Source organism: Leptospira broomii serovar Hurstbridge str. 5399, assembly GCF_000243715.2.
Classification (GTDB): Bacteria; Spirochaetota; Leptospiria; order Leptospirales; family Leptospiraceae; genus Leptospira_B; species Leptospira_B broomii.
Genome location: NZ_AHMO02000007.1, coordinates 340,053 through 364,374 on the forward strand (window position 1 = coordinate 340,053; position 24,322 = coordinate 364,374).

The 24,322-nt window shown below is 42.5% G+C and carries 18 protein-coding genes; 8 read left to right on the forward strand and 10 right to left on the reverse strand.

The window, feature by feature from the left end; all coding sequences use genetic code 11:
- Positions 1-38: 38 nt before the first annotated feature.
- Positions 39-1,223, reverse strand: a complete 1,185-nt coding sequence (locus LEP1GSC050_RS04945; RefSeq protein ID WP_010568313.1) for an NnrS family protein — start codon at positions 1,221-1,223, stop codon at positions 39-41.
- Between the two features lie 221 nt (positions 1,224-1,444).
- Between LEP1GSC050_RS04945 and LEP1GSC050_RS04950 the strand changes: the two genes are divergently transcribed.
- Complete coding sequence (locus tag LEP1GSC050_RS04950; protein ID WP_010568312.1) at positions 1,445-1,789, forward strand: hypothetical protein; 345 nt, start codon at positions 1,445-1,447, stop codon at positions 1,787-1,789.
- Between the two features lie 28 nt (positions 1,790-1,817).
- On the opposite strand, the gene LEP1GSC050_RS04955 is transcribed toward LEP1GSC050_RS04950, so the two are convergent.
- Positions 1,818-2,216, reverse strand: a complete 399-nt coding sequence (locus LEP1GSC050_RS04955) for a helix-turn-helix transcriptional regulator (RefSeq protein ID WP_010568311.1) — start codon at positions 2,214-2,216, stop codon at positions 1,818-1,820.
- 137 nt (positions 2,217-2,353) lie between these two features.
- On the opposite strand from LEP1GSC050_RS04955, the gene LEP1GSC050_RS04960 reads away from it, so the two are divergent.
- Positions 2,354-3,325: a histidine kinase N-terminal 7TM domain-containing protein gene (locus LEP1GSC050_RS04960; RefSeq protein ID WP_269571998.1), complete on the forward strand. Its 972-nt coding sequence runs from the start codon at positions 2,354-2,356 to the stop codon at positions 3,323-3,325.
- A gap of 12 nt (positions 3,326-3,337) precedes the next feature.
- On the opposite strand, the gene LEP1GSC050_RS21085 is transcribed toward LEP1GSC050_RS04960, so the two are convergent.
- The gene (locus LEP1GSC050_RS21085; RefSeq protein ID WP_020987070.1) at positions 3,338-3,568 is read right to left on the reverse strand and encodes a hypothetical protein; all 231 of its coding nucleotides are present in this window, start codon (positions 3,566-3,568) and stop codon (positions 3,338-3,340) included.
- Positions 3,569-3,967: 399 nt separating this feature from the next.
- Between LEP1GSC050_RS21085 and LEP1GSC050_RS04970 the strand changes: the two genes are divergently transcribed.
- Entirely contained in the window at positions 3,968-4,342 is a 375-nt protein-coding gene (locus LEP1GSC050_RS04970) for a hypothetical protein (RefSeq protein WP_010568308.1), read from the forward strand.
- Between the two features lie 44 nt (positions 4,343-4,386).
- Here LEP1GSC050_RS04970 and LEP1GSC050_RS04975 read toward each other — a convergent pair whose 3' ends face one another.
- Positions 4,387-6,306, reverse strand: a complete 1,920-nt coding sequence (locus LEP1GSC050_RS04975; RefSeq protein ID WP_156895938.1) for an alginate export family protein — start codon at positions 6,304-6,306, stop codon at positions 4,387-4,389.
- 478 nt (positions 6,307-6,784) lie between these two features.
- Here LEP1GSC050_RS04975 and LEP1GSC050_RS04985 point away from each other — a divergent pair, with 478 nt between their 5' ends.
- From LEP1GSC050_RS04985 to LEP1GSC050_RS04995, 3 genes are read left to right on the forward strand one after another with little or no spacing between them, the layout of a single operon-like run.
- Positions 6,785-8,071 (forward strand): CmpA/NrtA family ABC transporter substrate-binding protein, encoded by a 1,287-nt coding sequence (locus LEP1GSC050_RS04985; protein WP_010568306.1) that lies wholly within the window; start codon positions 6,785-6,787, stop codon positions 8,069-8,071.
- A 49-nt stretch (positions 8,072-8,120) separates the two neighbouring features.
- Positions 8,121-9,014: a nitrate ABC transporter permease gene (gene ntrB / locus LEP1GSC050_RS04990; protein ID WP_010568305.1), complete on the forward strand. Its 894-nt coding sequence runs from the start codon at positions 8,121-8,123 to the stop codon at positions 9,012-9,014.
- Between the two features lie 32 nt (positions 9,015-9,046).
- The gene (locus LEP1GSC050_RS04995; RefSeq protein ID WP_010568304.1) at positions 9,047-9,853 is read left to right on the forward strand and encodes an ABC transporter ATP-binding protein; all 807 of its coding nucleotides are present in this window, start codon (positions 9,047-9,049) and stop codon (positions 9,851-9,853) included.
- A gap of 93 nt (positions 9,854-9,946) precedes the next feature.
- Here the strand turns inward: LEP1GSC050_RS04995 and LEP1GSC050_RS05000 are convergent, their stop codons facing one another.
- Positions 9,947-10,471 (reverse strand): hypothetical protein, encoded by a 525-nt coding sequence (locus tag LEP1GSC050_RS05000; protein WP_010568303.1) that lies wholly within the window; start codon positions 10,469-10,471, stop codon positions 9,947-9,949.
- Positions 10,472-11,009: 538 nt separating this feature from the next.
- Between LEP1GSC050_RS05000 and LEP1GSC050_RS05005 the strand changes: the two genes are divergently transcribed.
- Positions 11,010-14,525 (forward strand): nitrate reductase, encoded by a 3,516-nt coding sequence (locus LEP1GSC050_RS05005; RefSeq protein ID WP_040911049.1) that lies wholly within the window; start codon positions 11,010-11,012, stop codon positions 14,523-14,525.
- Between the two features lie 80 nt (positions 14,526-14,605).
- Here the strand turns inward: LEP1GSC050_RS05005 and cobA are convergent, their stop codons facing one another.
- From cobA to LEP1GSC050_RS05025, 4 genes are read right to left on the reverse strand one after another with little or no spacing between them, the layout of a single operon-like run.
- Positions 14,606-15,403 carry a uroporphyrinogen-III C-methyltransferase gene (gene cobA, locus LEP1GSC050_RS05010; protein WP_010568301.1) on the reverse strand — a complete coding sequence of 266 codons (798 nt, stop codon included), beginning with the start codon at positions 15,401-15,403 and terminating at the stop codon, positions 14,606-14,608.
- Positions 15,400-15,783 (reverse strand): nitrite reductase small subunit NirD, encoded by a 384-nt coding sequence (gene nirD, locus LEP1GSC050_RS05015; RefSeq protein WP_010568300.1) that lies wholly within the window; start codon positions 15,781-15,783, stop codon positions 15,400-15,402. The genes cobA and nirD overlap by 4 nt, the downstream gene beginning before the upstream one ends.
- 9 nt (positions 15,784-15,792) lie before the next feature.
- Positions 15,793-18,315 carry a nitrite reductase large subunit NirB gene (gene nirB / locus LEP1GSC050_RS05020; RefSeq protein ID WP_010568299.1) on the reverse strand — a complete coding sequence of 841 codons (2,523 nt, stop codon included), beginning with the start codon at positions 18,313-18,315 and terminating at the stop codon, positions 15,793-15,795.
- A 42-nt stretch (positions 18,316-18,357) separates the two neighbouring features.
- On the reverse strand, positions 18,358-19,575 hold the full coding sequence (locus tag LEP1GSC050_RS05025; RefSeq protein WP_010568298.1) for a nitrate/nitrite transporter: 1,218 nt from the start codon (positions 19,573-19,575) through the stop codon (positions 18,358-18,360).
- Between the two features lie 394 nt (positions 19,576-19,969).
- Here LEP1GSC050_RS05025 and LEP1GSC050_RS05030 point away from each other — a divergent pair, with 394 nt between their 5' ends.
- Complete coding sequence (locus LEP1GSC050_RS05030; RefSeq protein WP_010568297.1) at positions 19,970-23,491, forward strand: molybdopterin-dependent oxidoreductase; 3,522 nt, start codon at positions 19,970-19,972, stop codon at positions 23,489-23,491.
- Positions 23,492-23,550: 59 nt separating this feature from the next.
- Here the strand turns inward: LEP1GSC050_RS05030 and LEP1GSC050_RS05035 are convergent, their stop codons facing one another.
- Positions 23,551-23,952 (reverse strand): hypothetical protein, encoded by a 402-nt coding sequence (locus LEP1GSC050_RS05035; RefSeq protein WP_010409373.1) that lies wholly within the window; start codon positions 23,950-23,952, stop codon positions 23,551-23,553.
- Positions 23,953-24,322: the final 370 nt, after the last annotated feature.

Below are 24,322 nucleotides of genomic sequence, written 5' to 3' on the forward strand. Positions count from 1 at the left end.
CCGATGAATTGCGCTTTCTTCGGAGAATCAACGGAAAACTAGTTAGGGTGCATCGGTTTTGCATCTACCCTAGGTTGAATTAAAATATTAGTATATTGTAAAGAAAATAGCAAGAATGAAAGAATCCAAAATAAAGCGGATAAAATGTATGCTTCTTGATTGCGACCGAATATCGGTAAAAATCCCCGAGATAGCACCGTTAAATTTATGAATATATATCCCAGGATCGTGAGCTTAGATGCTCGAATCGGTCGGCCGGTATGTCCGAGAGAGACTCGCGTGATCATTCCATATATGAACACTCCGATTCCCCCGGTCGTGAGAACGTGGTATGCAGGGGAGCTTGAAACGAATCCGAAACGCGAGGATGCGTACATTAAAAGTCCTGTAACAATCCAAAAGTAGCCTAAATGCAAAATGAATAGAATCGGAGTCGATATCGATCTCCACGGTTTCCAATATAACCAACGAGCAGCGTTCAATACGGCGTAGATAAAACAAAATCCTCCGGATAGTGGAAGCCAATTAGGAAACCAAAACACAAGGAATTCCTCGCATAACAATAGTAAGCCAAAATATTGAAGCGTCTGCTCTAACCTCGGGAATTTTTGAGGAAAGGCGCCCTGAATTGCTACGGACGTGAAAAAAGGGATAATTCTTCCCGCGATTAAAATGATAATGAATAGTATTACAAAAATGGAAATATGTATTAAATGCAGACTCAAATAGGAATGGATTACGTTTAGGATGGCGAAAACTGCCGATGCGTGAATCAAGCAAAAAACTCCAAAGATAAACGCAACGATCCGATTGTGTTCCTGCCCCTGTTTTAGAAGGGCAGGCAATAGGTAGTAAAGGGCTACTATATCGCAAAGCAGGTCTACCGAGAATGCGATCGTGGAAAAATATGAATTCGAGAGAAATCCGAATCTTCCGACGAGCCAGAGCATAAATAGAAGGATTAAACTTTTTTCCTTTAACAGTACGGTTCTCGTCCAATTCTGAGCTGCGGTAAAAATAAAGCCAAGAATTGCGGCGCGAGCAAAACCGAAAACCATCTCGTACATATGAAATTGGATGCTTACGGTCGTGTACGGCGGTGAATAACTATAAAATTGGAATATTATCCAAACCAAAATGGCGAACATCGCGTGAAGTCCAGTCCCTAGAAAAAAAGGTCGAAAAGAAAACGTCCAAATACTTGCTTTGGGATCGAATAGCATGTTCATTTATCGATTGTACGAAAAAACGATTCGAATGTCTTTGATCTCCATCAAATGATTGCGGCGGTTGTTGCAAATTACTGCATCACGAAGGATTTTGAAATAGCGTACGGGCTGATTAATCCCGCGCGGGTAGGGGTTACATCGAGTGTATTCGGATTAGGAGTAAAAGAGTCGAACGAACTCTCTAGTCAGGTTTACTAAGCGGCATCGCCGTTTCTTTGCTTTTCATACTAATTTTCATTTATTTTTTACCGTTGATTCAGATTTTTCATGCACTTCTGATATCGATCGGAATCATTATATCTTTCTTCCTTTGGGCGATCGCTACATTGCAATACGATGCGTTTGAAATAAAGGACAGATTATTATCGAGGCAAAAGATTTCATTTTCGGTTCGTATAAGTTTGCCCGTTTCCCTACTTGTATACCATTTGGCCGATCCGAGCGATTATAATAAGAAATTATTGGATGTCAGATCTCGGATCGCAAGTTCATTAATCGAGTTTAATAATGAATTATTTGCAAAAACGTCGCTTGAAGGCGATGAAAAATCTAGAATGTGAAGCAATTTGGCCGTTATTTTAAATGATTTTAAGTCTTTCTTTTGTTAGCTAACGATTCAATGAGTTTAAAAACAACTTCCCGATCGGCGGCAGAAAGCTTTGAAAGTAGAAGTACGACGTAATCGCTGGCGTTCGTTTTGGAAATTAATCTTAGAAGTTCTTCCTGATCCTTCGGCGTTCTTACTTCCTGCAAATTTTTAGATAGTTTTTCAGGCCTAGCCCCATCGATCAGCCATTCGGCCCTATATCCGGTCGCCTTTTCGATCTTAAGCGCGATAGCATAAGACAGGGGTTGCTTATTCGATTCGATTAAGCTCAGCATCGCTTGAGTGATTTTAATCTCATCGGCAAAATCTTTCTGATTGATTTCCGCGATTCGACCCTCTGTCCGGACGAATTTTACCCGCTCTCCTGATGATTTTATCATATAAATAATTTATATAAAAGGTTGTCAAAATTTAATGATTTATGCAGCTATGTGAAGAAATATACGGCAATTTCGAGCACTTTGATGATTAGAACAATTCTAATTCGATTCTGCAACTTAAAAAACGACCATATCCTGTGCGCCGGCTCAAGATTATTTGTACCTTTATTCGCAAAAATGACTTGGAGCTGATTTTGACAATCGCAACATTTGTCCTTTCATCTCTATCGGCGGTGCATTTTTATCGTGGTTCGGAACGAAATTATTTGAGCCTATCTTTTTCACTTATCGCGCTTCTAATGTCCGCGTCGTGTATTCTTTATTCTTTAAGCGACTTTTCGCTTTCGTTCACCTTTCGATCCTATCTCACAAATCTAATTTCCATTCCGATTCTCTTTATTCCAATTTTATTAACATATATAATTTTCAACTATTTCAGACCGGATTCGCCGGTATCTCCACCAGCATTATTAACTCTAATTCATGCCCTAGCTATAGTAGTCTTCTCTTGGTATTCGTTCAGAGGGTTAGTCGGTTCGTATCAAATGGAAGGATCGCTTAGAATTTTTAAACCGGGTCCTCTATATTACTCTGCCTGCGCTTACATCTATGGCTCAGTCTTTGTATGCCTTGCAATACTGATTCGAAATATCTTCATAGGGAACTATTTCGTAAGGCTTCATTCCGTTTATCTCTTTGCAGCGACGATTTGCTGCGGACTTATTTCTTCTTTTTTAGCAATTCTACTATCTTTGTCGGGGAATTCCGAAGTTTCGGCGGTTGTTCTCGGAACGTTGGCGTTCCTATGGATTGCTTGGATTTCGATAACTAATTTTAGATTATTTAATATAGAACTTTCCGATTTTAAAAACGGTTTGCGAAACCCTAGATTCTCTTCCGTAATCGTCTCCTTGAATCGATTCTTATTGAAAAAAATCGATCCGAAAACCTTTGCGGAAATTTGCGATCAGTTTGAGACTGAGAGAAGGGAAGAGGTATACGCTTTACAAGCAGAAATGTTGTTGGAGTCCGCGTATTCAAAAGAAGGGGCTATATCCAATCATGTTAAGCAGTACTCGCAAAAAGTAACGGATCTTTTTATAAGCTAAAAGCGATTTCTCCTAGGATTTCAATTTGGATAATAATACGCTAACGAATTTCAAGTTCTCGTCGGAAAGTTTTGATAATTTCGAAATTAACTCCTTTAAGGTGGCATTATGCCGAATTTCGTTAATTAAGGCCTTTTCTTTTTCCATAAAATTGAGCCTTTCTTCCCAGGTTGCTTTCGGTATTCCCTTATTCTTAAATACGAATACTTTTGAAACACCTTTCTTAATTAAGAGTAGATCCATTCTGAATTCCGGAATTGTCTCTTGGTCACATAAATATCTATTTATGGTCGCCAAAGAGGTGCCGATAGTTTCAGCGCCTTCTTCTCTGGAAATTTCGAGTTCTTTAAAAGCTATTTGTAACCGATTTCCTATAGTGTTTGTCTTTTTCAATTTTTTTGACATTTTGATAAAATAGTTACTTGAATATTGTTAAAATGTTATTAAGGTTTACGCGAAGCAATATATCTCACTTTGGATATTAGTGGGTGATGGATTTAAGATCAACCTTAAAAGAGAGGTTCTTTGAGAGAATTGAAGGTCTTTCGATAAAGGATTTAAGTTTTATAAAGTAAAAATTTGGGATATTTCGAACGTTTTGAAATGTGAGGGTTACGGAGATTGGTCCGATATATTAAGATTATGTATTTTTCAAAGTGGTACAGTATTGAGTATTTTGAAGAGAATTTAGGTAACGTTTCTCAGGTTCAATCTTTGAAAAGAGTATTAACGCTTCGCGACAAAACTCTCGCTTCCACTAAACTAAGAAAGACATCTAGAGCATTAAAGAATAGCATTTTTATATTAAGGCTACTGGCGAAAGTAAAACTTCAAAAGAATCGGATCAGCTGGCTGAGATCGCAAATAATGGAACAACTCGGAGAAACCACTTTGTTGAAGGAGGAGGCAAATTCCTTAAAATGGGAATCCGCCAATTTGAAAACGGAACTTGCTTTGGCTAAAAAATCTTTATCCTTCTTTAAAGAGTTTAAAGAAGGATTTGAAAGGGGATCTTGATCATATATTTTATAAAATTGTAATATTTTTATAAAATTCCTTATTTACAACGAAACCGAGACCATCAGATAAAAGAATTTGGAATTGGGTTCGAATGTAGTACGATCCAGAGGATTAGGGGCGTAAGGATTGTCTCTCGCATTTCTTATTGCATCTTGGGCTCTTACTAATGAAAATCCGGACCAAATCGAGATATATTCTGAATAATTGTAAATCCAAGTAAAATCGTATTGATAGAATAAATGTTTTCCGAGTCTAGCGTTATCAATCGTGAATTTGTTGTTCGAAAAGTTTTCCGTGCTGTTTCCAGTGTTCGGAACTCCCGCCACATTATACCACGCGTCTTGCGGCGTAGCTTTTAACGTATCGTAAAATGCGAAAATAAACGTTCCATAAGATTCCGTTTTGATATTCATCCTGGCTGAATACGATTTTGTATTCTGAAATCCTGCCAAAAGCGATTGCCCGTTCATGGTATTCCAATTCGGGAAAGAGCCGGCAACTTGAGGAAATAGAGTTTGCCACGTTCCCACTTTCGCATCGGACCGATTCGGATCCCCGGATCCGAAGATATAACCCGCGCCAAGTCGAACATTATCTAACACTTTCCAACCGGTATCGAGCGATAGAAAATGGGTATCGTACTGGACTCGTTGTGTGTATATATTCTTACCCGAGGCGGTTTGGAGATTTAAAATGTCCCAATCCGCTTTGACCCGGTCACCTGTGTATCCGGATTGCCAGGCCGATTCAATCGTCCAATCCCATATTTTACCGGCCGGTAAGTTATTCATATTCGTTCTATTGGTTAATCGAAACCCCGTAGTCAGCAAGTTGTCTCGTTGTTTCAATCTGCTATCGAAGTCCGTAGGACTAGGATTAGAGATCCATTTTTTAGAGACTTCTAATGCGTATAAATCGAGATGCGCTATGTCGCCGCCTTTGATAGTATTATACATTCCAGTGAAATACGCCTCATCGATGGTTCCTTTCGCCTGCCCGTTACTCGTGGTTAATCCGTAGGGAGCATTGTATTGATCGGATAAGATAGTTCCGAAAACATGGGAACGAAACCATTTCGAATCATGAACAAAACGCACGCCGTCGAAGGAAAACCCGGTGTTCAACCAGTTTAACGGGCCGACGATTTTAAGATCTCCGAATGCGAAGACTTGTCGTCCGATAAAAATTGAAATAGGTAGTTTCTCGGATTTCTTTAAAACGATAAAGGCCTCTCTAATATCCGTATTGCTGCGGACATTAGTACTTGCCGTAGTTCCGGGAGTCAAAGTCGCTCCGGATCCGGTCGTAAGCGCGTAAGACCAGTTTCCTGCGTTTTGTGCACCTTGGCTTCCTCCCCAGAGTCTCGTGTCCTGCATCGTAATTTTTACCGAGAAATACGGAGAAGGGTCGAGTAAAAACCAAATCTGCGTATTCTGGCCCACGAACGAAGTATAGTCGTCCATTCGTTTATTAAAAGTCGAGTTTTCCCTAGATTCGTATCTTGGCCTGGCTGAAAATCCCATTTTAAGATTGTCTAGCCAAAACAAATTGGATTTCTGGGTGTCTTTCATTTGCTCCGGTGTAATTAGGAGAGTTCTTAAGTACTCGAGAGGAATGTCTCCCTTCAAGGGGGTTGCATATTTGACCTCCTCGGGCTTTTTTTTAGGATCCGGAGCTTCCGTTTTTGGCGGGTCGGATTTAGGAGGTTCCGGTTGTCCTTGAGATTGCGGAACAACTGGGTCGTTTTTTGGAGCGGGACTCTCTAAAGTTTGTGCATTCAGCCTCGAGCTAATTAAACTAATTAATAAAATCATAATTAACTCAGAGATGTTAAAACTGGAAATAAACCCCTTAAGGCTGCTAAGCTTGCGAGTTACTTCTTTTCGGCCTTTCATATATGCTTGTATCTTGGAGCTTCTCGCGATGTTAAAGCTCCGACTAGGTGCTATAAATTGTTTCATTCGGCGTTCCTTATTGCTTAATCCCCATTCAAGCAATAATCATGCCAATAGAATAATAATTATCGAATTGGCCTCTGGGAAAAGAATTAGCTTTTTGGGGCTATTGCTCCGACTTCTTCCATTCTAGAATTTGTCTATATATTGGATATTAAGTACGCTAAATAAGCAGTCATTTTCTATACGGTCTTCATTTCGCTCATATCAAAGGATATATTTTGCATAGAATACAGGCATATAAAGCTATTTGTGCTGTTTAATGACTCAATCGCTTGTTATTTTTTAAAAATATTCGTATAAATCGCTAAAATTTTAATATTAAAATAATATTGGTATAAAAATTGCTTATAAGGAGATGAGATGGCCCGGACGACTCTACGGGGATTAAAGTATATTATTAAATTATAATTATATCCTTTCGCACCGGAGATTGTAAACTCGCGGCGGAATGTCTCAGAAATTAAAGGAGTATTGAACAACAATGCGAAGAAGAATCGAATATGTAGCACTCTTGATCGGAATACTTGCGTATTCCCTCGACATTTCCGGAGTATTTGCGGAAGGAAAGTTAGAAACTACGAAAGCAAAGATAGGCTATATCGCCTTAATGGATTCCGCTCCGTTAGTTATAGCGGCCGAAAAAGGATTTTTCAAGAAATATGGAATGAACGATGTAGAGGTTGTTAAGCAAGCTTCTTGGGGAACGACCCGCGATAATCTTGAGCTTGGTTCCGAAAATGGCGGCATTGATGGCGCCCATATACTTACTCCGATGCCTTATGCATTGACGTTAGGAATTAACACGAAAGGAAATAAACCGGTTCCGATGTACATTTTAGCTCGCCTGAATTTGAATAACCAAGGGATTTCCGCAGCTATGAAATACAAAGATATCGGTCTGTCGATAGACAGTTCCCCGCTCAAAGCTATAGCATTAAGGGCGAAAACGGACGGGAAGCCGTTGACCGTTGCAATGACATTTCCAACGGGGACCCATAATTATTGGCTACGCTACTGGCTTGCCGCTGGCGGAATTGATCCGGACTTAGACGTAACTACGATCGTCGTTCCTCCACCGCAGATGGTAGCAAATATGAAAGTTGAAACCATGGATGCTTTTTGTGTGGGTGAACCCTGGAACCAACAGCTTCTCAATCAGAAGATAGGATACACGGCGCTCATGACTCAAGAAATCTGGAAAGATCATCCTGAGAAATCTTTTTCGATGCGCAAGGATTGGGTGGATAAAAATCCGAATTCGGCGAAGGCGATCTTAAAGGCCATTATGGAAGCTCAAATGTGGGCGGAAAAGAACGAGAATGTTAAGGAGATGGCCAAAATCCTTTCTCAGAAAAATTGGATCAATGTTCCGGAGAGCGACATTCTTCCGAGGTTGAAAGGAGAGTTTATTTACGGGGACGGCCGGGACATGAGCAATAAAATTCCCAAGATGAAATATTGGAGCAGTAATGCCGGTTTTCCTTATAAAAGCCACGACAAATGGTTCTTAGCGGAAACAAGGCGATGGGGATTTCTGCCCAACGGGGTTGATTATGACAAAGTCGTAAACCAAGTAAATCGCGCCGATATCTGGAAAGAATGCGCCTTAGCAATCGGACAGAAAAAGGCGATTCCTAAAAGCGATTCGCGAGGAATCGAAACTTTCTTTGACGGCGTTAAATTCGATCCTAATGATCCGGAAGGCTATTTAAGTAAATTAACAATTAAGAATATAGACGGGAAGAAAACATCCCACGGTAAGAAATGAGGCGTCTGGATTTCGTCATAGAAACGGCGCTCAAAGGAAGGAAAAGGAAATGAATACGATCGAAATGAAATCCGTTCCGGTAGCTTCATCTGTTTTAGAAACTACGGTTAAGATAAATCCGAACCTTGAATTCGGATCCGCGGTCGATCCGGAACGCATAGCTTCGAGAAAGAATGCGATTCTGTCGATTCTCTTGCCTGGCTTTGCTTTATTGATTTTCGGGATTCTCTGGCAGTTTTATTCCGGGATGCAGGGTGTTACGCTTCCCGGTCCGATTCAAACAATAGTAGAGTCCAAAGATCTTATACTTCATCCTTGGTTCGATAACGGGGCAAACGATAAAGGGATCGGCTGGCAATTACTTTCTTCGTTGCAAAGGGTAGGTATCGGTTATTCATGTGCGTCTTTCGTCGGAGTAATTCTGGGTATCCTAATAGGTAAATCTAATTTAGCCTTTAAGGCGGTAGATCCGATTTTTCAAGTCTTAAGAACGATTCCGCCTTTGGGCTGGCTTCCGATTTCCTTGGCGGCCTTCAATAAGGCCGGGCCCTCCGCGATTTTCGTTATCTTTATCACTTCACTTTGGCCGATTATAATCAATACTTCGGTAGGGATTATGCGTATTCCGAAGGATTATGAGAATATCTCGAAAGTATATCAAATTAATGGAATGCGATATTTTTATAAAATTTTACTTCCTGCGGCGGCCCCGTATATTTTTACGGGATTGCGAATTTCGATCGGTATGGCTTGGCTTGCGATCGTTGCGGCAGAAATGCTGACCGGAGGAGTAGGAATCGGGTTCTTTATATGGGATTCTTGGAACAGCTCAAGATTAAGCGACTTGCTTGTGGCTCTCGTTTTTGTAGGACTCGTAGGGTTGCTTTTGGATCGAGGGATGGGGTTCGTGGGAAAATTTTTCGGAAGTAAGTCCGAAGTTTGATAATTCGGCAAAAATTCTAAGAGGGTATTTTTATGGAAAAATCGGAAAGTACAAATTTTGTTCAGATTAATAACGTACATCAAATTTTCGGATCGGGAAAGGATCGTTATTATGCGTTAGCCGGGATAGATCTGAATATCGGGCAAGGGGAATTCGTAAGCATAATAGGCCATTCGGGATGCGGTAAATCCACTCTATTGAATTTAGTCGCCGGTTTGATAACTCCGACTTCAGGGAAGGTAGCCGTTGACGGGGTTACCGTTACGAAACCTGGCTTAGATCGAGCAGTGGTCTTCCAATCGCACTCTTTACTTCCTTGGTTAACCGTCGAAGAGAATGTGAGAGTAGCGGTGGATAGCGTATATCCGGAGCGTGATAAGGGATTCAGAAAAGCTGAGACTCTGAAATTCGTTGAAATGGTCAATCTATCCGCGCACTCTAAGAAGAAGCCGTCGGAAATTTCCGGCGGTATGAAGCAAAGGGTCGGGATTGCTAGAGCTTTTGCTACAAATCCCAAGGTCCTTTTATTGGATGAACCGTTCGGAGCTCTGGATGCGTTGACTAGAGGAAAAATGCAGGACGAGCTAAGTTCGGTTTGGGAACAATTCCGCAAGACCGTGATTATGATTACTCACGATATCGATGAGGCGCTTTATCTGTCGGATAGAATTATTTTAATGTCTAACGGGCCTAAGGCGACGATCGATAGAATTTTGGACGTCCGCTTCCCTCGAAAAAGGGATAGGGAGTCGATATTAGAGGACCCGTCCTACAACGAATTGAGAAAAGAAATGCTTCATTATCTAATCCAGGCTAGTCATCATGACTCGGTTGCGTAGCGTCTGTCTAAGTCGGATTTACTTTAACAAGGCTTTTACTCTTTGGAGGGAAATGGTAGAATGATAAGCGACATGGATTCACATTAGGTCGGATCATTTTAAGATTGCGTCGATGTTCAATTTCTTTCTATAATTGAATCCGTAATATTCTATCAAATCCAGCTCAAGTTCGTTATTGAATCGAATTACCTCTTTCGCAGATTCCTCTAACAAGTTTATGGAAGTTCCTTTACCGTTTGCGGTTAATTCTTTTTGCAGTTCCCAAAAGTAACGGCCGTTTTGACCGCCAGCCTTTTTGTTGCCTTGCTTGCTATAAAAACTCCTGTTGCGTATCGATAAAAGTAAGGGATTCATCTGAATTGATAATTTAATTCGTTTCAGTTCGTAGGCGGATTCGTTCTCTTCGGAGGAGGGATTTTGCGGTTTCGATCTACTTAAAACTGCCGGCAGCATCCTTGATATATCATCGTAGATATTGAATGAAGTTAATATCCAGCTATTTAAATTTAACGCTCTCAGCGGACTTGGATTCGACTTATACTCCGTCCATGCCTCTTCGATCAAATCGGAGTGGAGATAAAAGTAGTACAGAATCTCATAGTCGCTTTTTTCTTTCATGTTTTGTTTTTTTCAAACGAGGAATTTCGCTTATTCATTCCGTTTAGAAAGGAAAATGCAACCTCCAGCTCTATACTTAAATCGACATATTGCAATCTAAAACTCCGTCGACCGATATTGAAAAGCGACTGTGATCGGAACCTGTCTGAATTTTAGAAATGCCTGGATCCGATAAAGGTCTTTTTCGACAAAAAAAGATTTCTGTGAATTTGGAAGCAGGATTAGTGCCAATTCGTCTGAAAAAAATTAATGATGACTATAGTTTTTTTATTAGGAAGAATGTTCCAAAAATCAACGTAAATCCCCAAGATTAGCTCAAGTGATTTGAGAGAAATTGGGCATTCGCTTATTTTATTCGAGATTATATAATTCTTGAATAACTTGATTGTATGAAATTTATACAAATCGTTTGATATGTAGGAAAAATCGGTGTTGTACTTTCAATAGAGGATCAAAAATTTTTGATCCGGGCCTAGTTTCTCAGTAGAATCGAGCATTTTCAAATAGATTGGCGTGATATTTGCATAATTGTATATGTATGCAAATTCAGGATTCATACCAGACCACCTGTTCGTATTGTGGGGTTGGTTGCGGAGTACTTGTTCGTAAATCCGGTCCGATGGATTTTACGGTTCAAGGAGATCCGGATCATCCCACGAATCGGGGCGAGCTTTGTTCTAAAGGGATGAATCTGCATTATTCGGCGATGGATCGAACGGATCGATTGCTTTTCCCGATGGTTCGTGCGGATCGCTTTTCTCCTTTAGAAAGAACGACTTGGAACTCTGCCTTGAACAAAGTCGCCGCCGAGTTCAAAAAATATATAAAGGAATTCGGCCCGGATTCGGTGGGCTTTTATGTATCCGGGCAACTGCTCACAGAAGAATATTATATTATAAATAAATTAACAAAGGGGTTTATAGGAACGAATAATATCGATACTAACTCGAGATTGTGTATGAGTTCCGCAGTCTCCGGTTATAAGATGGCGTTCGGAGAGGATAGCGTCCCGGTTAGTTACGAAGATATAGAATCGGCCGATTGTTTTTTAATTGCGGGAGCCAATCCGGCCTGGTGCCATCCGGTTGTTTTTAGAAGAATCGAAGCCAGAAAGAAGAGCGATGCAAGCATAAAGGTCATAGTAATTGATCCTAGAAGAACCGAAACTTGCGAGAGCGCGGATATCCATTTGCAGATTCATCCGGGGACTGATATCTACTTGTTTCATTCAATTGCAAGAATCTTAATAGAGAATAATTGGATCGATTTGGAATTTATCGTTTATCATACGGAAGGATTCGACGAGTTCAAAGATAAAGTTTTTGAAAAAAGTCTGGAGGAAGTCTCGGAGATTTGTGGAATCTCCCCTCAGCTTATATACCAGACTGCGGAGGCGATCGGTCGCTCGAAAGGATTTTTATCCTTATGGGCAATGGGATTGAATCAAAGCGTTGTCGGTGTGAATAAAAATTTAGCTTTAATTAATCTTTCTTTAATTACCGGTAAGATAGGGAAACCGGGATCGGGACCGTTTTCGTTGACGGGGCAACCGAACGCGATGGGAGGAAGAGAGGTCGGTGGATTATGCAATTTGTTGCCGGCACATCGCGAATTGAACAATCCGGACCATCGAAAGGAAGTTGCGGAATTTTGGGGAGTCGATTCCGTTCCTGCGGAGCCGGGTTTCAGCGCTGTCGAAATGTTCGATAGCTTAAAGTCGGGAAAGATGAAGGCAGTATGGATTGTCTGTACAAATCCGACGGTAAGTCTTCCTGATGCAAGGGCTGTCGAGTCCGCGCTCAGATCGGCCGAATTCGTGGTTGTGCAAGATATTTCCAAGGATTCGGCAGCCGTACCTTTTGCTGATGTAGTGTTGCCTGCAGCAGGCTGGGGTGAAAAGGAAGGTACGATGACTAGCTCTGATCGTCGAATTTCCTATCTTCCCAAATTTATGGAACCGCCCGGCGAGGCGATGGGTGATTCCTGGATCATTCGCGAATTCGCTAAAAAGATGGGTTTCGAGTCTTTCTTTTCTTACAAGAGCGAAGAGGAAATTTTTTTAGAGCATTGTCGTTTAACAACTGGAACTAAGATCGATATTACCGGACTGGATTACCAGGAAATTCGAAACTTTCGGGTCGCACAATGGCCGTATCCGACGAAAGGATATTCAGGCAGTCCTAGATTATTCGAGGATAAAATCTTCTACAGACCGGGTGGAAAAGCGAAAATTCATGCGGTTAGTTTTGAAGATGATTCAGAAAAACCGAATATTGAATATCCGTTAATTTTGACTACGGGCAGAATCCGAGATCAGTGGCATTCGATGACCCGGACCGGAAAAGTACGAAAACTGCGCGAGCATAGAAGAGAACCGAGCCTTGAAATACATCCTTCCGATGCGTTAAAGTACGGGATTAAGGAAGGTACGATAGTCGACGTAATCAATTCCCGGGGAACCGTTAGAACGAAAGCAAATCTGACTAAGTCTATCAAACCCGGTGTCGTATTTTTACCCATGCATTGGGGCAAAAAAAGCGGCTCAGATCAACCGCGATCCAATAATCTCACTAGCCCGGCATTTGATCCGCATTCGAAGCAACCCGGTTTCAAAATTGCAGCCGTTAAGGTCCTTCCGTATAAAAAACCGAAGGAGAAGATCCTAATTGTCGGAGGGGGGAGCGCTACATTAGCCTTTTTAAAACATTATAAAGCTATGGCTCCTCAGGATGAGATTACCGTAATTTGTCGAGAGGCGGATCCGTTTTATAATAGAGTTCTATTGCCGGATTATATCGGGGGAGAAAAGGAATTCGAGGAACTCCTCCCGAACGACCAGGAGGAAATTCTCTCCTGGGGTCTGAATATGATTCCAAACACGTCGGTTACTAAGATTTATATCGAAGGAAAGAAAGTTCGGGATTCGAACGGTGAATTGCATTCTTATAATAAACTAATATTAGCCCTAGGTAGCTCTGCGATAAAATCGTCGCTGGTTCCCTCGACGATGACCGGCATTTTTAGTCTTCGAAATAAGTCCGACGCGGATAGGATTCGCAATTACTTCGTACCGGGAACTTGGGCGCTGATCGTAGGAGGCGGTCTACTTGGATTGGAAATAGCGTCTGTTCTAGTTTCGGCAGGCATTCGTGTAACGCTAGTCGTTAGAACAAATAGATTGATGTCGAAGAAATTGGATTTGATGGGAAGCGAACTCTTACGCGAAGAAATTGAGGCTCGTGGAATAGAGCTTATTTTCGACGCCGAAATTTCTAAACTAGAAGGGACCGAAAGGATTTCCAAAGTAAAGTTAACTAATGGGAAAGTTCTTAATCCTGACGGAATAATTTATGCGATTGGTACTAAACCGAATTCCGAAATCGCGAAAGAGAGCGGTTTGTCCTGCGGGAACGGAGTGGTTGTGGATTCTTTTCTAAGGTCCAGCGATCTTGATATTTATTCGATCGGTGAGATGGCCGAACATGAAAATGAAAGTTACGGAACCGTATCGGCGGTCGAGGACCAGGCTAAAATAGCGGCACAGCATATCTTCGGATATTCTTTCGATGAATACGAAGGATCTCTACATACTTATCTGCTTAAAGTGTCGGGGTTGGAACTCGTTTCGGTGCGGCTGCCGAATACTCCCTTCGAAATAAAGGCTGAGGATAAGGACGAGTTCGAAGAGATTACCTTTATAGATCGTAAGAAACGAATCTATAAAAAATGTATTATAAGAAACGACCGTCTTGTTGCCGCTATTTTGATAGGAGATACTTCCGAATTCCTTAAATTTAAGGAATGGATTGCCTCGCATATTGAGCTGGGAGAAAAAAGGAAGAAACTCTTCTTAGGAGGGGAATTTACTAAACCGTTATTAGGAAAGGTTGTCTGCTCTTGCAACGGTGTTGGAGACGGAAATATCTTGGAAGCCATTTATGACGGTGAGCACACTTTATCCGGAATCGGTAAGCGAACCGGAGCAGGGACCGGTTGTGGAAGTTGCCGTTCGGAAATCTCAAATCTTTTAAAAAGTGTTATACAAAAGGTATAACGAGTATTAGAGTAACGGAAACTTCTCGCCGTTCGTATCTATTCAGTTCAATTATACACTAATTTAACTTGCCTTCTATTTTAGGCGATTATAGGCTTAAGTAAATTTCTTTCCTTTAATTCCTTCATTTCAAGATAAAAGCGCACCACGTCGCCTATGACGATCAAAGCGGGGGATTGTATTCCTTCGCTCTCCACTTTTTCGAGAATAGTGCCCAGGTCTCCCGTCACAATCCTTTCCGATTGTAGCGTGGCATTTTCGATAATTGCGACCGGCGTCGATTTGGAATTTCCAGCGTCTAAAAGTTGATCCACGATTGTTCCGAGGGAGTTTAATCCCATATAGACGATTGTAGTTTTATCTTTGCAGAGTAGATTACGGAACCCTGTAGAGTTTTGACCTTCCTTTCTATGTCCGGACATAAAAACGATCTCTCCCGCATAGTCCCGATGAGTTAAAGGAAACCCTAGATGTGCGGCGATAGCGGACCCGGTCGTAATTCCTGCAACGATTTCGCATTCAAATCCTCGTGAAATCAGATACGCATACTCCTCTCCGACTCGACCGAATATGGAGGGATCTCCGCCTTTCAAGCGAACCACAACATCATAACGTAGCGCTGCCTCGACAATTTTTTCGTTAATTTCATCTTGAACGCAACTATGTAGCCCAAGTCGTTTACCGACATAGATTAATTCCGTATTCTTCCTACAAACGTGCAAGACTTTCGGTGATACTAAATCATCGTATAAAACTACCTGCGCCTTACGAAGAATCTTAATCGCTTTAACGGTCAAAAGTTCCGGATCCCCCGGGCCGGCACCGACGAGAAAGATTTTCCCGGCATCGAAAGGAGTTTCGAACCCAAGGGCGCTCATGTATCCGCCGCTCTATGTTCATCGGTCATACGTGCATCGATTTCGATGTAAACTAATCCTTCCTCGATAATGACCGGATAGGTTCTTACTTTGTAAGTTTCACCGGTTAAGCACTCGCCTGTTTTTAGAGAAAAATTACGTTTATGTAAAGGACATGCGACTTTAGGTTCTCCGGCCGAATCTCCGATCAAACCTCTCGCCAGTACCATATCACCCGTATGTGGGCAGGAGTTATCGCAGGCAAACCATTCGTTCCTTGAACTAAAATGGAAAACAGCTATCTGTTGATCGCCGACCTTCGCACAGGTGCCACCGTCCTCGGGAAATTCCGACGCTGGCGCTACCAAAAACCAAATCTTTTCCGCTATCGTACTTTTCATCGTTCTCTCCTACTTAACCGCGGTTAAATCCAAATTTCGATGACTGACCGGGCGTTTTTGTCCCCGCTCTTCGACGAACCTGACGGAAGAATCCGAATTTTGGCTATTCACAAAATGTTTGAATTTTTTCTGTTTTTCTTGATCCTCGACCACATCCTTCCATTCGCAGACGTAAGTATCGACTAGGCTGTCCATCTCCGATTCGAGTTGAGAATTTATCCCCAATCGATCGTTGATAATGACGTCCTTTAAATAATCGACTCCTCCTTCCAACTGCTCAAGCCATGTCGAAGTTCGCATCAGTTTATCCGCGGTTCGGATATAAAACATTAAAAAGCGATCGATGTAACGAAGGCAAGTGTCCTCGTCTAAATCTTCGGCGAATAGAATTGCATGCTTCGGATTCACTCCGCCGTTTCCTCCCACATATAGATTCCAACCTTTCTCGGTAGCTATGACTCCGAAATCTTTGCCTCTAGCTTCCGCACATTCACGAATACATCCTGAAACGGCGGACTTAATTTTATGCGGGGCGCGGATTCCTCGATATCGCTCTTCTATTCTTATGGCGAACGCAGTGCTGTCCTGAACGCCGTAACGGCACCAAGTTGAGCCGACGCAACTTTTTACGGTTCGCATTGCTTTGCCGTACGCATGTCCGCTCTCAAAACCTTTTTCGACGAGGTCCTTCCAGATCTCCGGAAGTTGATCCATTTTGGCTCCGAGTAAATCGATTCTTTGTCCACCGGTTATTTTGCAATAGAGATCGTACTTCTTGGCGATTTCACCTATTTGAATTAATTTTTCAGGCGTGATTTCACCACCGGGAATTCTCGGGACGATGGAGTAGGTTCCTCCCTTTTGGATATTCGCGAGATACTTATCGTTAGTGTCTTGGATTTCCCTATGCTTTATTATAGGTTCATTCCATATACTTGCAAGAATGGAGGCTACTGCGGGTTTACATATTTCGCAACCGTTTCCTTTGCCTGCTTCCTTAATAACGTCCGTAAATGATTTTAGGCCTTTTACTTTAATGATTTGGAATAGTTCCTGACGAGAATATTTAAAATGTTCGCAAACATGTTCCGTAATGACTTTACCTTGCGCCTTTAGTTCCGTTTTAAGAATCGAATTGACTTGAGGAATACATCCTCCACAGCCCGTTCCGGCTTTCGAGCATTCTTTCAGGGAGGCTATATCGGTGCAGTTTTTCTCCCGAATCGCATGTAAAATATCTCCTTTTGAAACGTTATTGCAGGAGCATATCTTCGCTTCTTCGGGAAGCGAATCCGCACCGAAGAGATTCTCGGAGGATACTGAGCCTACGATTAAGGTCTCGGGTTCCTCGGGTAATTCCATTCTGTTTAAGTACAGAGAAAGAAGGTTGCCGTAAGCCTTTACGTCCCCGACTAGGATTCCGCCCAGAAGCTGCTTCCCGTCGAGAGAGATTACAAGTTTCTTATATACACCGCTTCTTGGGTTTTTAAAAACGATAGGAATATGTTCCGCTTGACCGAGGGCGTCCCCGAAAGAAGCGACATCCACTCCGATCAATTTTAGCTTGGTAGAAAGGTCCGAACCGGAATAAGATTTGGGAGTATGGTGAGGACTGCAAAGATTATACGCTAATGCTTCGGCCATTTCGTATCCGGGAGCTACTAATCCGTAGATGAAATTCCGATGTAAAGCCACTTCACCGATTGCATAAACTCCGTATACGTTCGCTCTCAACTCATCGTCGATGATGATACCCCCTCGTTCGCCTGTAATGATTCCGGACTTGCGAGCAAGTTCGTCTCTCGGGCGAATCCCGGCAGAAACTACTAGCATGTCGATTTCAAGAGAGCTACCGTCTATAAACTTCAATTCTTTAATCGCCGGTTCGCCGGCCGCTTTTTCAGTTTGTTTTTCGAGATGGATCGTAACTCCGAGTTCTTCGATTCTTTGCTTCAATATGGAGGAGGCAGCCTCATCCAATTGTCGCGGCATTAGCCTGGTTGCGAATTCGACCACATGTGTGTCTTTTCCCATATCGACCAGGGCTTTAGCCGCTTCTAACCCGAGTAATCCGCCGCCTAAAACCGCGGCTCTTTTAATTCCCTTACCGTATTCGAGAATTCTTTCCAAGTCTTCGATAGTTCTATAAACGAAAATACCCTTCTTATCGATCCCTTCGAAGTTGGGAACAAATGGGGCGGATCCGGTGGCGAACACGAGCTCGTCGAATTGCAGTTCAGTTCCAGAAGAAGTAGTGACTAAACGACGAACGATATCAATGGAAATCGCCGGTTCCGAAAGCAATAACCGTATTCCGTTTGCCCGATACCAATCGGCTTTGCATAAATACAAGTCTTCGACCGATCGATTCGAAAAATATTCCGAAAGATGCACGCGATCGTAGGCGCGCCTCGGCTCTTCTCCGAGAATCGTAATCTCGAATTTATCCGCTCCGCCGAATTCGACCAGCTTTTCCGCAAAGCGATGGCCGACCATCCCGTTTCCAATGATTACTAACTTCCGTTTATTCATATTATATTTCCTTAGAGTATTAAACCATTACTTTATAAAAGTTTAAACTCCTTCCAGTCCAAGTTCTGTTTGGTTCGAATCCGCTTTTTTCCAAATCAGTAGATTGGTAAAAAATACCAAGGCTGCCGAGGATATCGTTATTAGGGCCAAGATTACGAATCCGGTCGCAAAACTGCCGGAAATGGATTTTAAGGATCCGAGCAAGTTCGGAACTAAAAATCCGCCTAAGCCCCCGAATGCACCTACGAAACCCGTTACTACACCGATATCTTTTTTAAAACGTAAAGGAACGAGTTGAAAGACCGAGCCGTTCCCCAAGCCTAGGCAAGCCATTAGTCCGATAAACAATGGAAGCGTAATATTGATCGGAAAAAGGTATGAAATACCGATCAATATTACGCTTAAAGTGAGGAGAACTAGGCTGAGAACGTTTACCCCGCCGAATTTATCGGATAAGTAACCGCCCACGGGACGGAGCATACTTGCGCCGATAATGCAGTAGGAGGTGTAGAGGCCGGTGGTAACTTTTTCGATACCATACTGGTCGTAAAAGAAGATCGGCAGGAAGCTCGCTATTCCTACAAAGCCGCCGAAAGTCACACTGTATAATAAACAGAAAGTAACGGCATCCCTTGACTTAATAGGGGTAAAATATTCTAAAATTCCTTTTCGATTAATAGTTCCCGGGCAATCTTTTGCGGTAAAAAGAAAGAATATGAACACGATACTCATCGGTATTATGGCCAAGCCGAATACTGAATGCCAACCGTACGCTTTGGCTAAACTTGGGGCAAATAAGGTTGCAAGAACAGATCCGCTATTACCGGCTCCTGCAATACCCATTACTAAACCTTGATATTTAGCGGGGTACCAACGGCTCGCAAGAGGGAGGGCAACCGCAAAGCTCGCCCCGGCAACTCCTAATAATAGACCGATACATACGACTTCGGGAATCGATGTTGCAGACTGCCATCCCCAAATGAGAGGGATCATCGTAACTGCCATCCCGGAAAGAGCTACTTTTTTGGAACCGAATCGATCGGACAGTAGACCCATCGGAATTCTTAAGAGTGTTCCCCCTAACAAAGGAATGGAAACCATCAAACCTTTTTGAGCGGGTCCTAATCCGAACTCTTCCGATAGAAAAATTCCTAAGGCCGCTAATAACATCCAAATCATAAAGCTGAAATCGAAGTAAAGAAAGGAACTGACCAAAGTCGGAAAATGTCCTGCTCGTAGGAACTGTTGTAATTTTTGCATATCGTGGAACCCTCTCGTATTATAAAAATTCGGTGCCTATCTGCAATTAAGCATAAATTGTGCCAATATCAAAAATAAAGAGTAAAAAACTATTTTTTAGAGGACTCTATGCCCTCTCGTGGATGATTTAAACGTAAGGAGGGGCGCTGATCCTTCTAAATTTCAGCGCTGGCCTTAAAAGAAGAGGGTAATTTAGCGCATATTGCTAGATAATGCTTAATATGCGTACAATACGAATATTAAATAATCTATAATTTATGCTTCAGGGCCGACCACCTCACAGGTTTTAGGCCATATTATTCGCTATAGGTAGAGTAACCGGGAAAAGGATAATAAAATGAAAATAAAATTCGAATAACTTTATACTAGGCATAGAAATTGCAATAAGGGGTTTGTGGCCGAAAATGAATCCTATCAAACAACATGTTCCTATTGCGGAGTAGGCTGTGGAATAATCGTTCAAAAGAGCGGTCCGAATGAAATAAGCGTAAAGGGCGATCCGGAGCATCCTGCAAATAAGGGAATGCTTTGCTCAAAAGGATTGAATTTGCATTATACCGCGATGGATCGCTCGGATCGTTTACTCTATCCGATGGTAAGAAAGGATAGAAATTCGAATCTAGAACGAATCACTTGGGACTCGGCGCTCTCGAACATTGCCGCTAGATTTCGCAAGATAATCGCGGAACACGGCCCGGACTCCGTCGGATTCTACGTATCAGGACAGCTATTAACCGAAGAATATTATATTATAAATAAATTAACTAAAGGATTTTTAGGCACAAATAATATCGATACGAATTCTAGGCTTTGCATGAGTTCGGCCGTCGTAGGCTATAAGATGGCATTAGGGGAAGATAGCGTTCCGATAAGTTACGACGATATCGAATTGGCCGACTGCTTTCTGATAGCCGGAGCGAATCCTGCCTGGTGCCATCCTATCTTATTTCGAAGAATAGAGGCCAGAAAAAACGCGGATCCGTCCGTAAAGACGATCGTAGTCGACCCTAGAAAAACGGAAACCTCCGAAGACGCCGATTTGCATCTTCAAATTCGTCCGGGTTCGGATATATCCTTGTTCCATGCGATTGCTAGAGTTCTAATCGAGAACGAATGGATTGATTATCAGTTTATTCTTAAGCATACCGAGGGTTTTGAAGAGCTGAAGTCGAAAGTCTTCGAGTCGACTTTGGACGAGGCTGCGGAAGATTGCGGCATTCCGTCGGAACAAATTATAGAAGCAGCTGGATTGATCGCTCGATCCAAAGGGTTCCTTTCCCTCTGGGCAATGGGATTGAATCAGAGCGTGGTCGGCGTAAATAAGAATCTGGCTTTATTGAATCTTTCGCTAATAACCGGCAAAATCGGTAAACCCGGATCGGGGCCCTTTTCATTAACGGGGCAACCGAACGCCATGGGTGGAAGAGAGGTGGGAGGTCTTTGCAATTTATTGCCCGCCCATCGAAATTTGAACGATCCTGAACATAGGCGGGAAGTGGCGGATTTTTGGGGAGTCCCTGATATTCAAAGTAAGCCGGGATTTAGCGCCACCGAAATGTTCGAAAATCTTCGAAACGGAAAAATGAAGGCGATTTGGATCGTTTGCACCAATCCGACCGTCAGCATGCCCGACGCTAGAGCGGTAGAAGCAGGCTTACGCGCATCCGAGCTAGTAATTGTTCAAGATATTTCAAAAGATTCCGGCGCAATTCCCTTTGCGGATTTTGTTTTACCTGCGGCAGGTTGGGTTGAGAAACAGGGCACGATGACTAACTCGGATCGTCGGATCACATATCTGCCTAAAATTATGGACCCGCCGGGCGAAGCAATCGCGGATACTTGGATTATTCGCGATTTTGCGCGCGAAATGGGTTATACATCATCTTTTTCTTATGAATCGGAGGAGGACGTTTTTTTAGAGCATTCTCAACTTACGAAAGGAACAAGGATCGATATATCGGGTTTGGATTATTCCATACTAAAGGAAAATCGTTCCGTTCAATGGCCCTATCCCCATAAAGATCACGGAGGCACCCCTCGTCTTTTTACGGATCATATATTTTACAGACCGGGCGGAAAGGCTAAATTATCGGATGTAAAAGCCGAAGATCCGTCCGAAAAAACGACACCGGATTATCCGTTAATACTTACCACCGGGAGAATTAGGGACCAATGGCATACGATGACTAAAACCGGAAAGGTGCGTAAATTAAAGGAACATCGAAAGGAACCTAATTTAGAGATTCATCCTGACGATGCGTTAACTAGAAATATCTCCGACGGACAAGTCGTAGAGATAAAAAATATTCGAGGTAGTGTTCGGGTAAAAGCTTCGGTCACCGAATCGATCAAGCAGGGCGTCGTCTTCTTGCCGATGCACTGGGGAAGAATGAACGGCAATGACGAATCGAGAGCCAATAATCTTACCAGTTCCAATTATGATCCTTTTTCCAAACAACCCGGATTTAAGGTATCCGCAGTCGAAGTAAGACCTTATAAAAAAGTAAAAGAGAAAATTCTAATTATCGGAGGAGGAAACGGAAGCTTATCCTTTCTCAAGCATTACCGAACCTTGGTCCCCGACGACGAAATTACGGTCATCTGCAAAGAGGAACATCCTTTCTATAATAGGATTCTATTACCTGACTTAATCAGCGGGGAGAAAAATTTCACCCAATTGATGGGCGTAGAGCCCGAAGAAATCGAGTCTTGGAACATAAATTTGTTCTCTTCGACCTCCGTTCTCGAGATTTCTCGGGAAGGAAAAAAAGTAAAAGATTCGGTAGGAAATCTTCATTCGTATAATAAACTTATCATCGCGACTGGGAGCTCTCCTTCGATACCGAAATTCGTAAATCCTGATCTGGAAGGCGTCTTTAGTCTGAGAGCCAAGGAGGATGCGGAGAGAATCAAGGGTTTTTTCGTGCGAGATTCTCACGCTTTAATCGTCGGAGGAGGTTTACTCGGATTGGAGTTGGCGGCGGCGCTTCGTGCTGTAGGCGTCAACGTAACTGTTTTAGTTAGAGCCGATCGATTGATGTCCAAGCAATTAGATAAGGTTGCCTGCGATATTCTAAAAGAAGAGATAGAGGCAAAAGGAATCCGAATTATTTTCAATGCAGAAATCTCTAGAATCACGGGCGTTCCTAGAGTGGACAAGGTAAAACTAAGCGACGGATCGACTTTGGAGCCGGATGGTATCGTCTTTGCCGTAGGAACTTCTCCCAACTTGAAAGTAATCCAAGGAACCGATCTTAAAATAGGATCCGGATTGAGAGTGAACGAGTATTTACAAACCAGCGATCCCGATATTTATGCGATCGGAGAAGTCGCAGAACACGACTCGGGAATGTATGGAACCGTTGCTGCGACCGAAGAGCAGGCTAAGATTGCTGCGAATCATATTTACGGATATAAGGTAAATTCTTACTCCGGATCGTTGCATACGAATATCCTGAAAATCCCGGGACTCGACTTGATCTCTCTAAGACTACCGGAAGTAATCATGGAAAATGACGGCTCCGAATACGAAGAAATTATTTTTCTCGATCGCAAACGAAAAAAATATAAGAAATGCATTATCAAAGGAGATAAGTTGGTTGGAGCGATTCTAATCGGTGACAAGAATAGATTTTCTGAATTCAAGGCGATGATCGCTTCCGGAATGGAACTCGGAGATAAACGAGAATCGCTTTTGGGAGATTCCCGGCCTTTAAAACCGATAGAAGGTACGCTTGTCTGCTCTTGTAACGGCGTTGGTAGCGGAAATATAGAAACCGAAATTCAGAAAGGAATTCTTACGGTGGAAGGAATCGGCGTAAACACGGGAGCCGGGACGGGATGCGGAAGTTGTCGACCGGAAATTTCAAGAATCATAAAAGGGAGATCCCCGATTATCTCTCCGGTGGCCGAGTAGAATGTTTATTCGATTTCCGTTAAGGGATTCTTTTACGAAGATAGAGGTCTTTCCAAAAACTATTCCGCTTTTCTATCCACAATAACCGTCAAATACCCTAATCCGATTGCTTTAAACTGGAGAGAAGTGTTCGTAACACGCCACTGTGCCGAAATACTCACTCTTCCTCCCCTGGAAACGATATCGCCTGTTGCGGATAGAAAAGGGTAAAGCATAATCTGAGAATTACCCACCCATTCTAGTTCGCTCAAAACAGTTCCCCCGTCTTGGACAAGCCGAATGGAGATTAACCCGCCGACAGGAGGCGGTCCCAAAAGTTTGATCATTGGAAGAGTTAACGTAACGTTAAACGCCTCGAATACTTCCGCTCCTTTGAAAACTAACGGAGTCAGTTGCGGAATGTCAGCCCACTGCGTGGGAAGCACCGTATTTAAATCTGCCGATTTATAATGTATTGCCATTTTTGTCCTCGCATAATATCGGAAACGGAGCCTAAAACGCCGCTTAATATAGCGGAGTTAAATTAGACTGTCAATCCGTAGAACTACGTAGCTCGATTCCCTCAGATTCGTACTTCTACTAGCGGTTTGAAAAGAATTTCACTTATTTTTATCCAAATCAATTCCGGTTAAGGGGAAGTTTATCTATTTAATGAATAAATAAAGTATTTACGGTCACCTTTCGATACTTCACCGTAAACAAGACTTTCAATCCGAAACGGATTTGTCCGTTTCTTTAAGTCTGCGGATTAAAACATTACGACAATATTCGATTTATATGCGGCGAATTGCGTTTTTAATCATGCAATGATAAGCGACATATCGGCACAGA

Coding starts and splice junctions, on each gene's coding strand:
- LEP1GSC050_RS04945 (WP_010568313.1), bottom strand. CDS start 1,223: ATGCTATTCGATCCCAAAGCAAGTATTTGGACGTTTTCTTTTCGACCT.
- LEP1GSC050_RS04955 (WP_010568311.1), bottom strand. CDS start 2,216: ATGATAAAATCATCAGGAGAGCGGGTAAAATTCGTCCGGACAGAGGGT.
- LEP1GSC050_RS21085 (WP_020987070.1), bottom strand. CDS start 3,568: ATGGATCTACTCTTAATTAAGAAAGGTGTTTCAAAAGTATTCGTATTT.
- LEP1GSC050_RS04970 (WP_010568308.1), top strand. CDS start 3,968: ATGTATTTTTCAAAGTGGTACAGTATTGAGTATTTTGAAGAGAATTTA.
- LEP1GSC050_RS04975 (WP_156895938.1), bottom strand. CDS start 6,306: ATGAAACAATTTATAGCACCTAGTCGGAGCTTTAACATCGCGAGAAGC.
- LEP1GSC050_RS04985 (WP_010568306.1), top strand. CDS start 6,785: ATGCGAAGAAGAATCGAATATGTAGCACTCTTGATCGGAATACTTGCG.
- ntrB (WP_010568305.1), top strand. CDS start 8,121: ATGAATACGATCGAAATGAAATCCGTTCCGGTAGCTTCATCTGTTTTA.
- LEP1GSC050_RS04995 (WP_010568304.1), top strand. CDS start 9,047: ATGGAAAAATCGGAAAGTACAAATTTTGTTCAGATTAATAACGTACAT.
- LEP1GSC050_RS05000 (WP_010568303.1), bottom strand. CDS start 10,471: ATGAAAGAAAAAAGCGACTATGAGATTCTGTACTACTTTTATCTCCAC.
- LEP1GSC050_RS05005 (WP_040911049.1), top strand. CDS start 11,010: ATGCAAATTCAGGATTCATACCAGACCACCTGTTCGTATTGTGGGGTT.
- cobA (WP_010568301.1), bottom strand. CDS start 15,403: ATGAGCGCCCTTGGGTTCGAAACTCCTTTCGATGCCGGGAAAATCTTT.
- nirD (WP_010568300.1), bottom strand. CDS start 15,783: ATGAAAAGTACGATAGCGGAAAAGATTTGGTTTTTGGTAGCGCCAGCG.
- nirB (WP_010568299.1), bottom strand. CDS start 18,315: ATGAATAAACGGAAGTTAGTAATCATTGGAAACGGGATGGTCGGCCAT.
- LEP1GSC050_RS05025 (WP_010568298.1), bottom strand. CDS start 19,575: ATGCAAAAATTACAACAGTTCCTACGAGCAGGACATTTTCCGACTTTG.
- LEP1GSC050_RS05035 (WP_010409373.1), bottom strand. CDS start 23,952: ATGGCAATACATTATAAATCGGCAGATTTAAATACGGTGCTTCCCACG.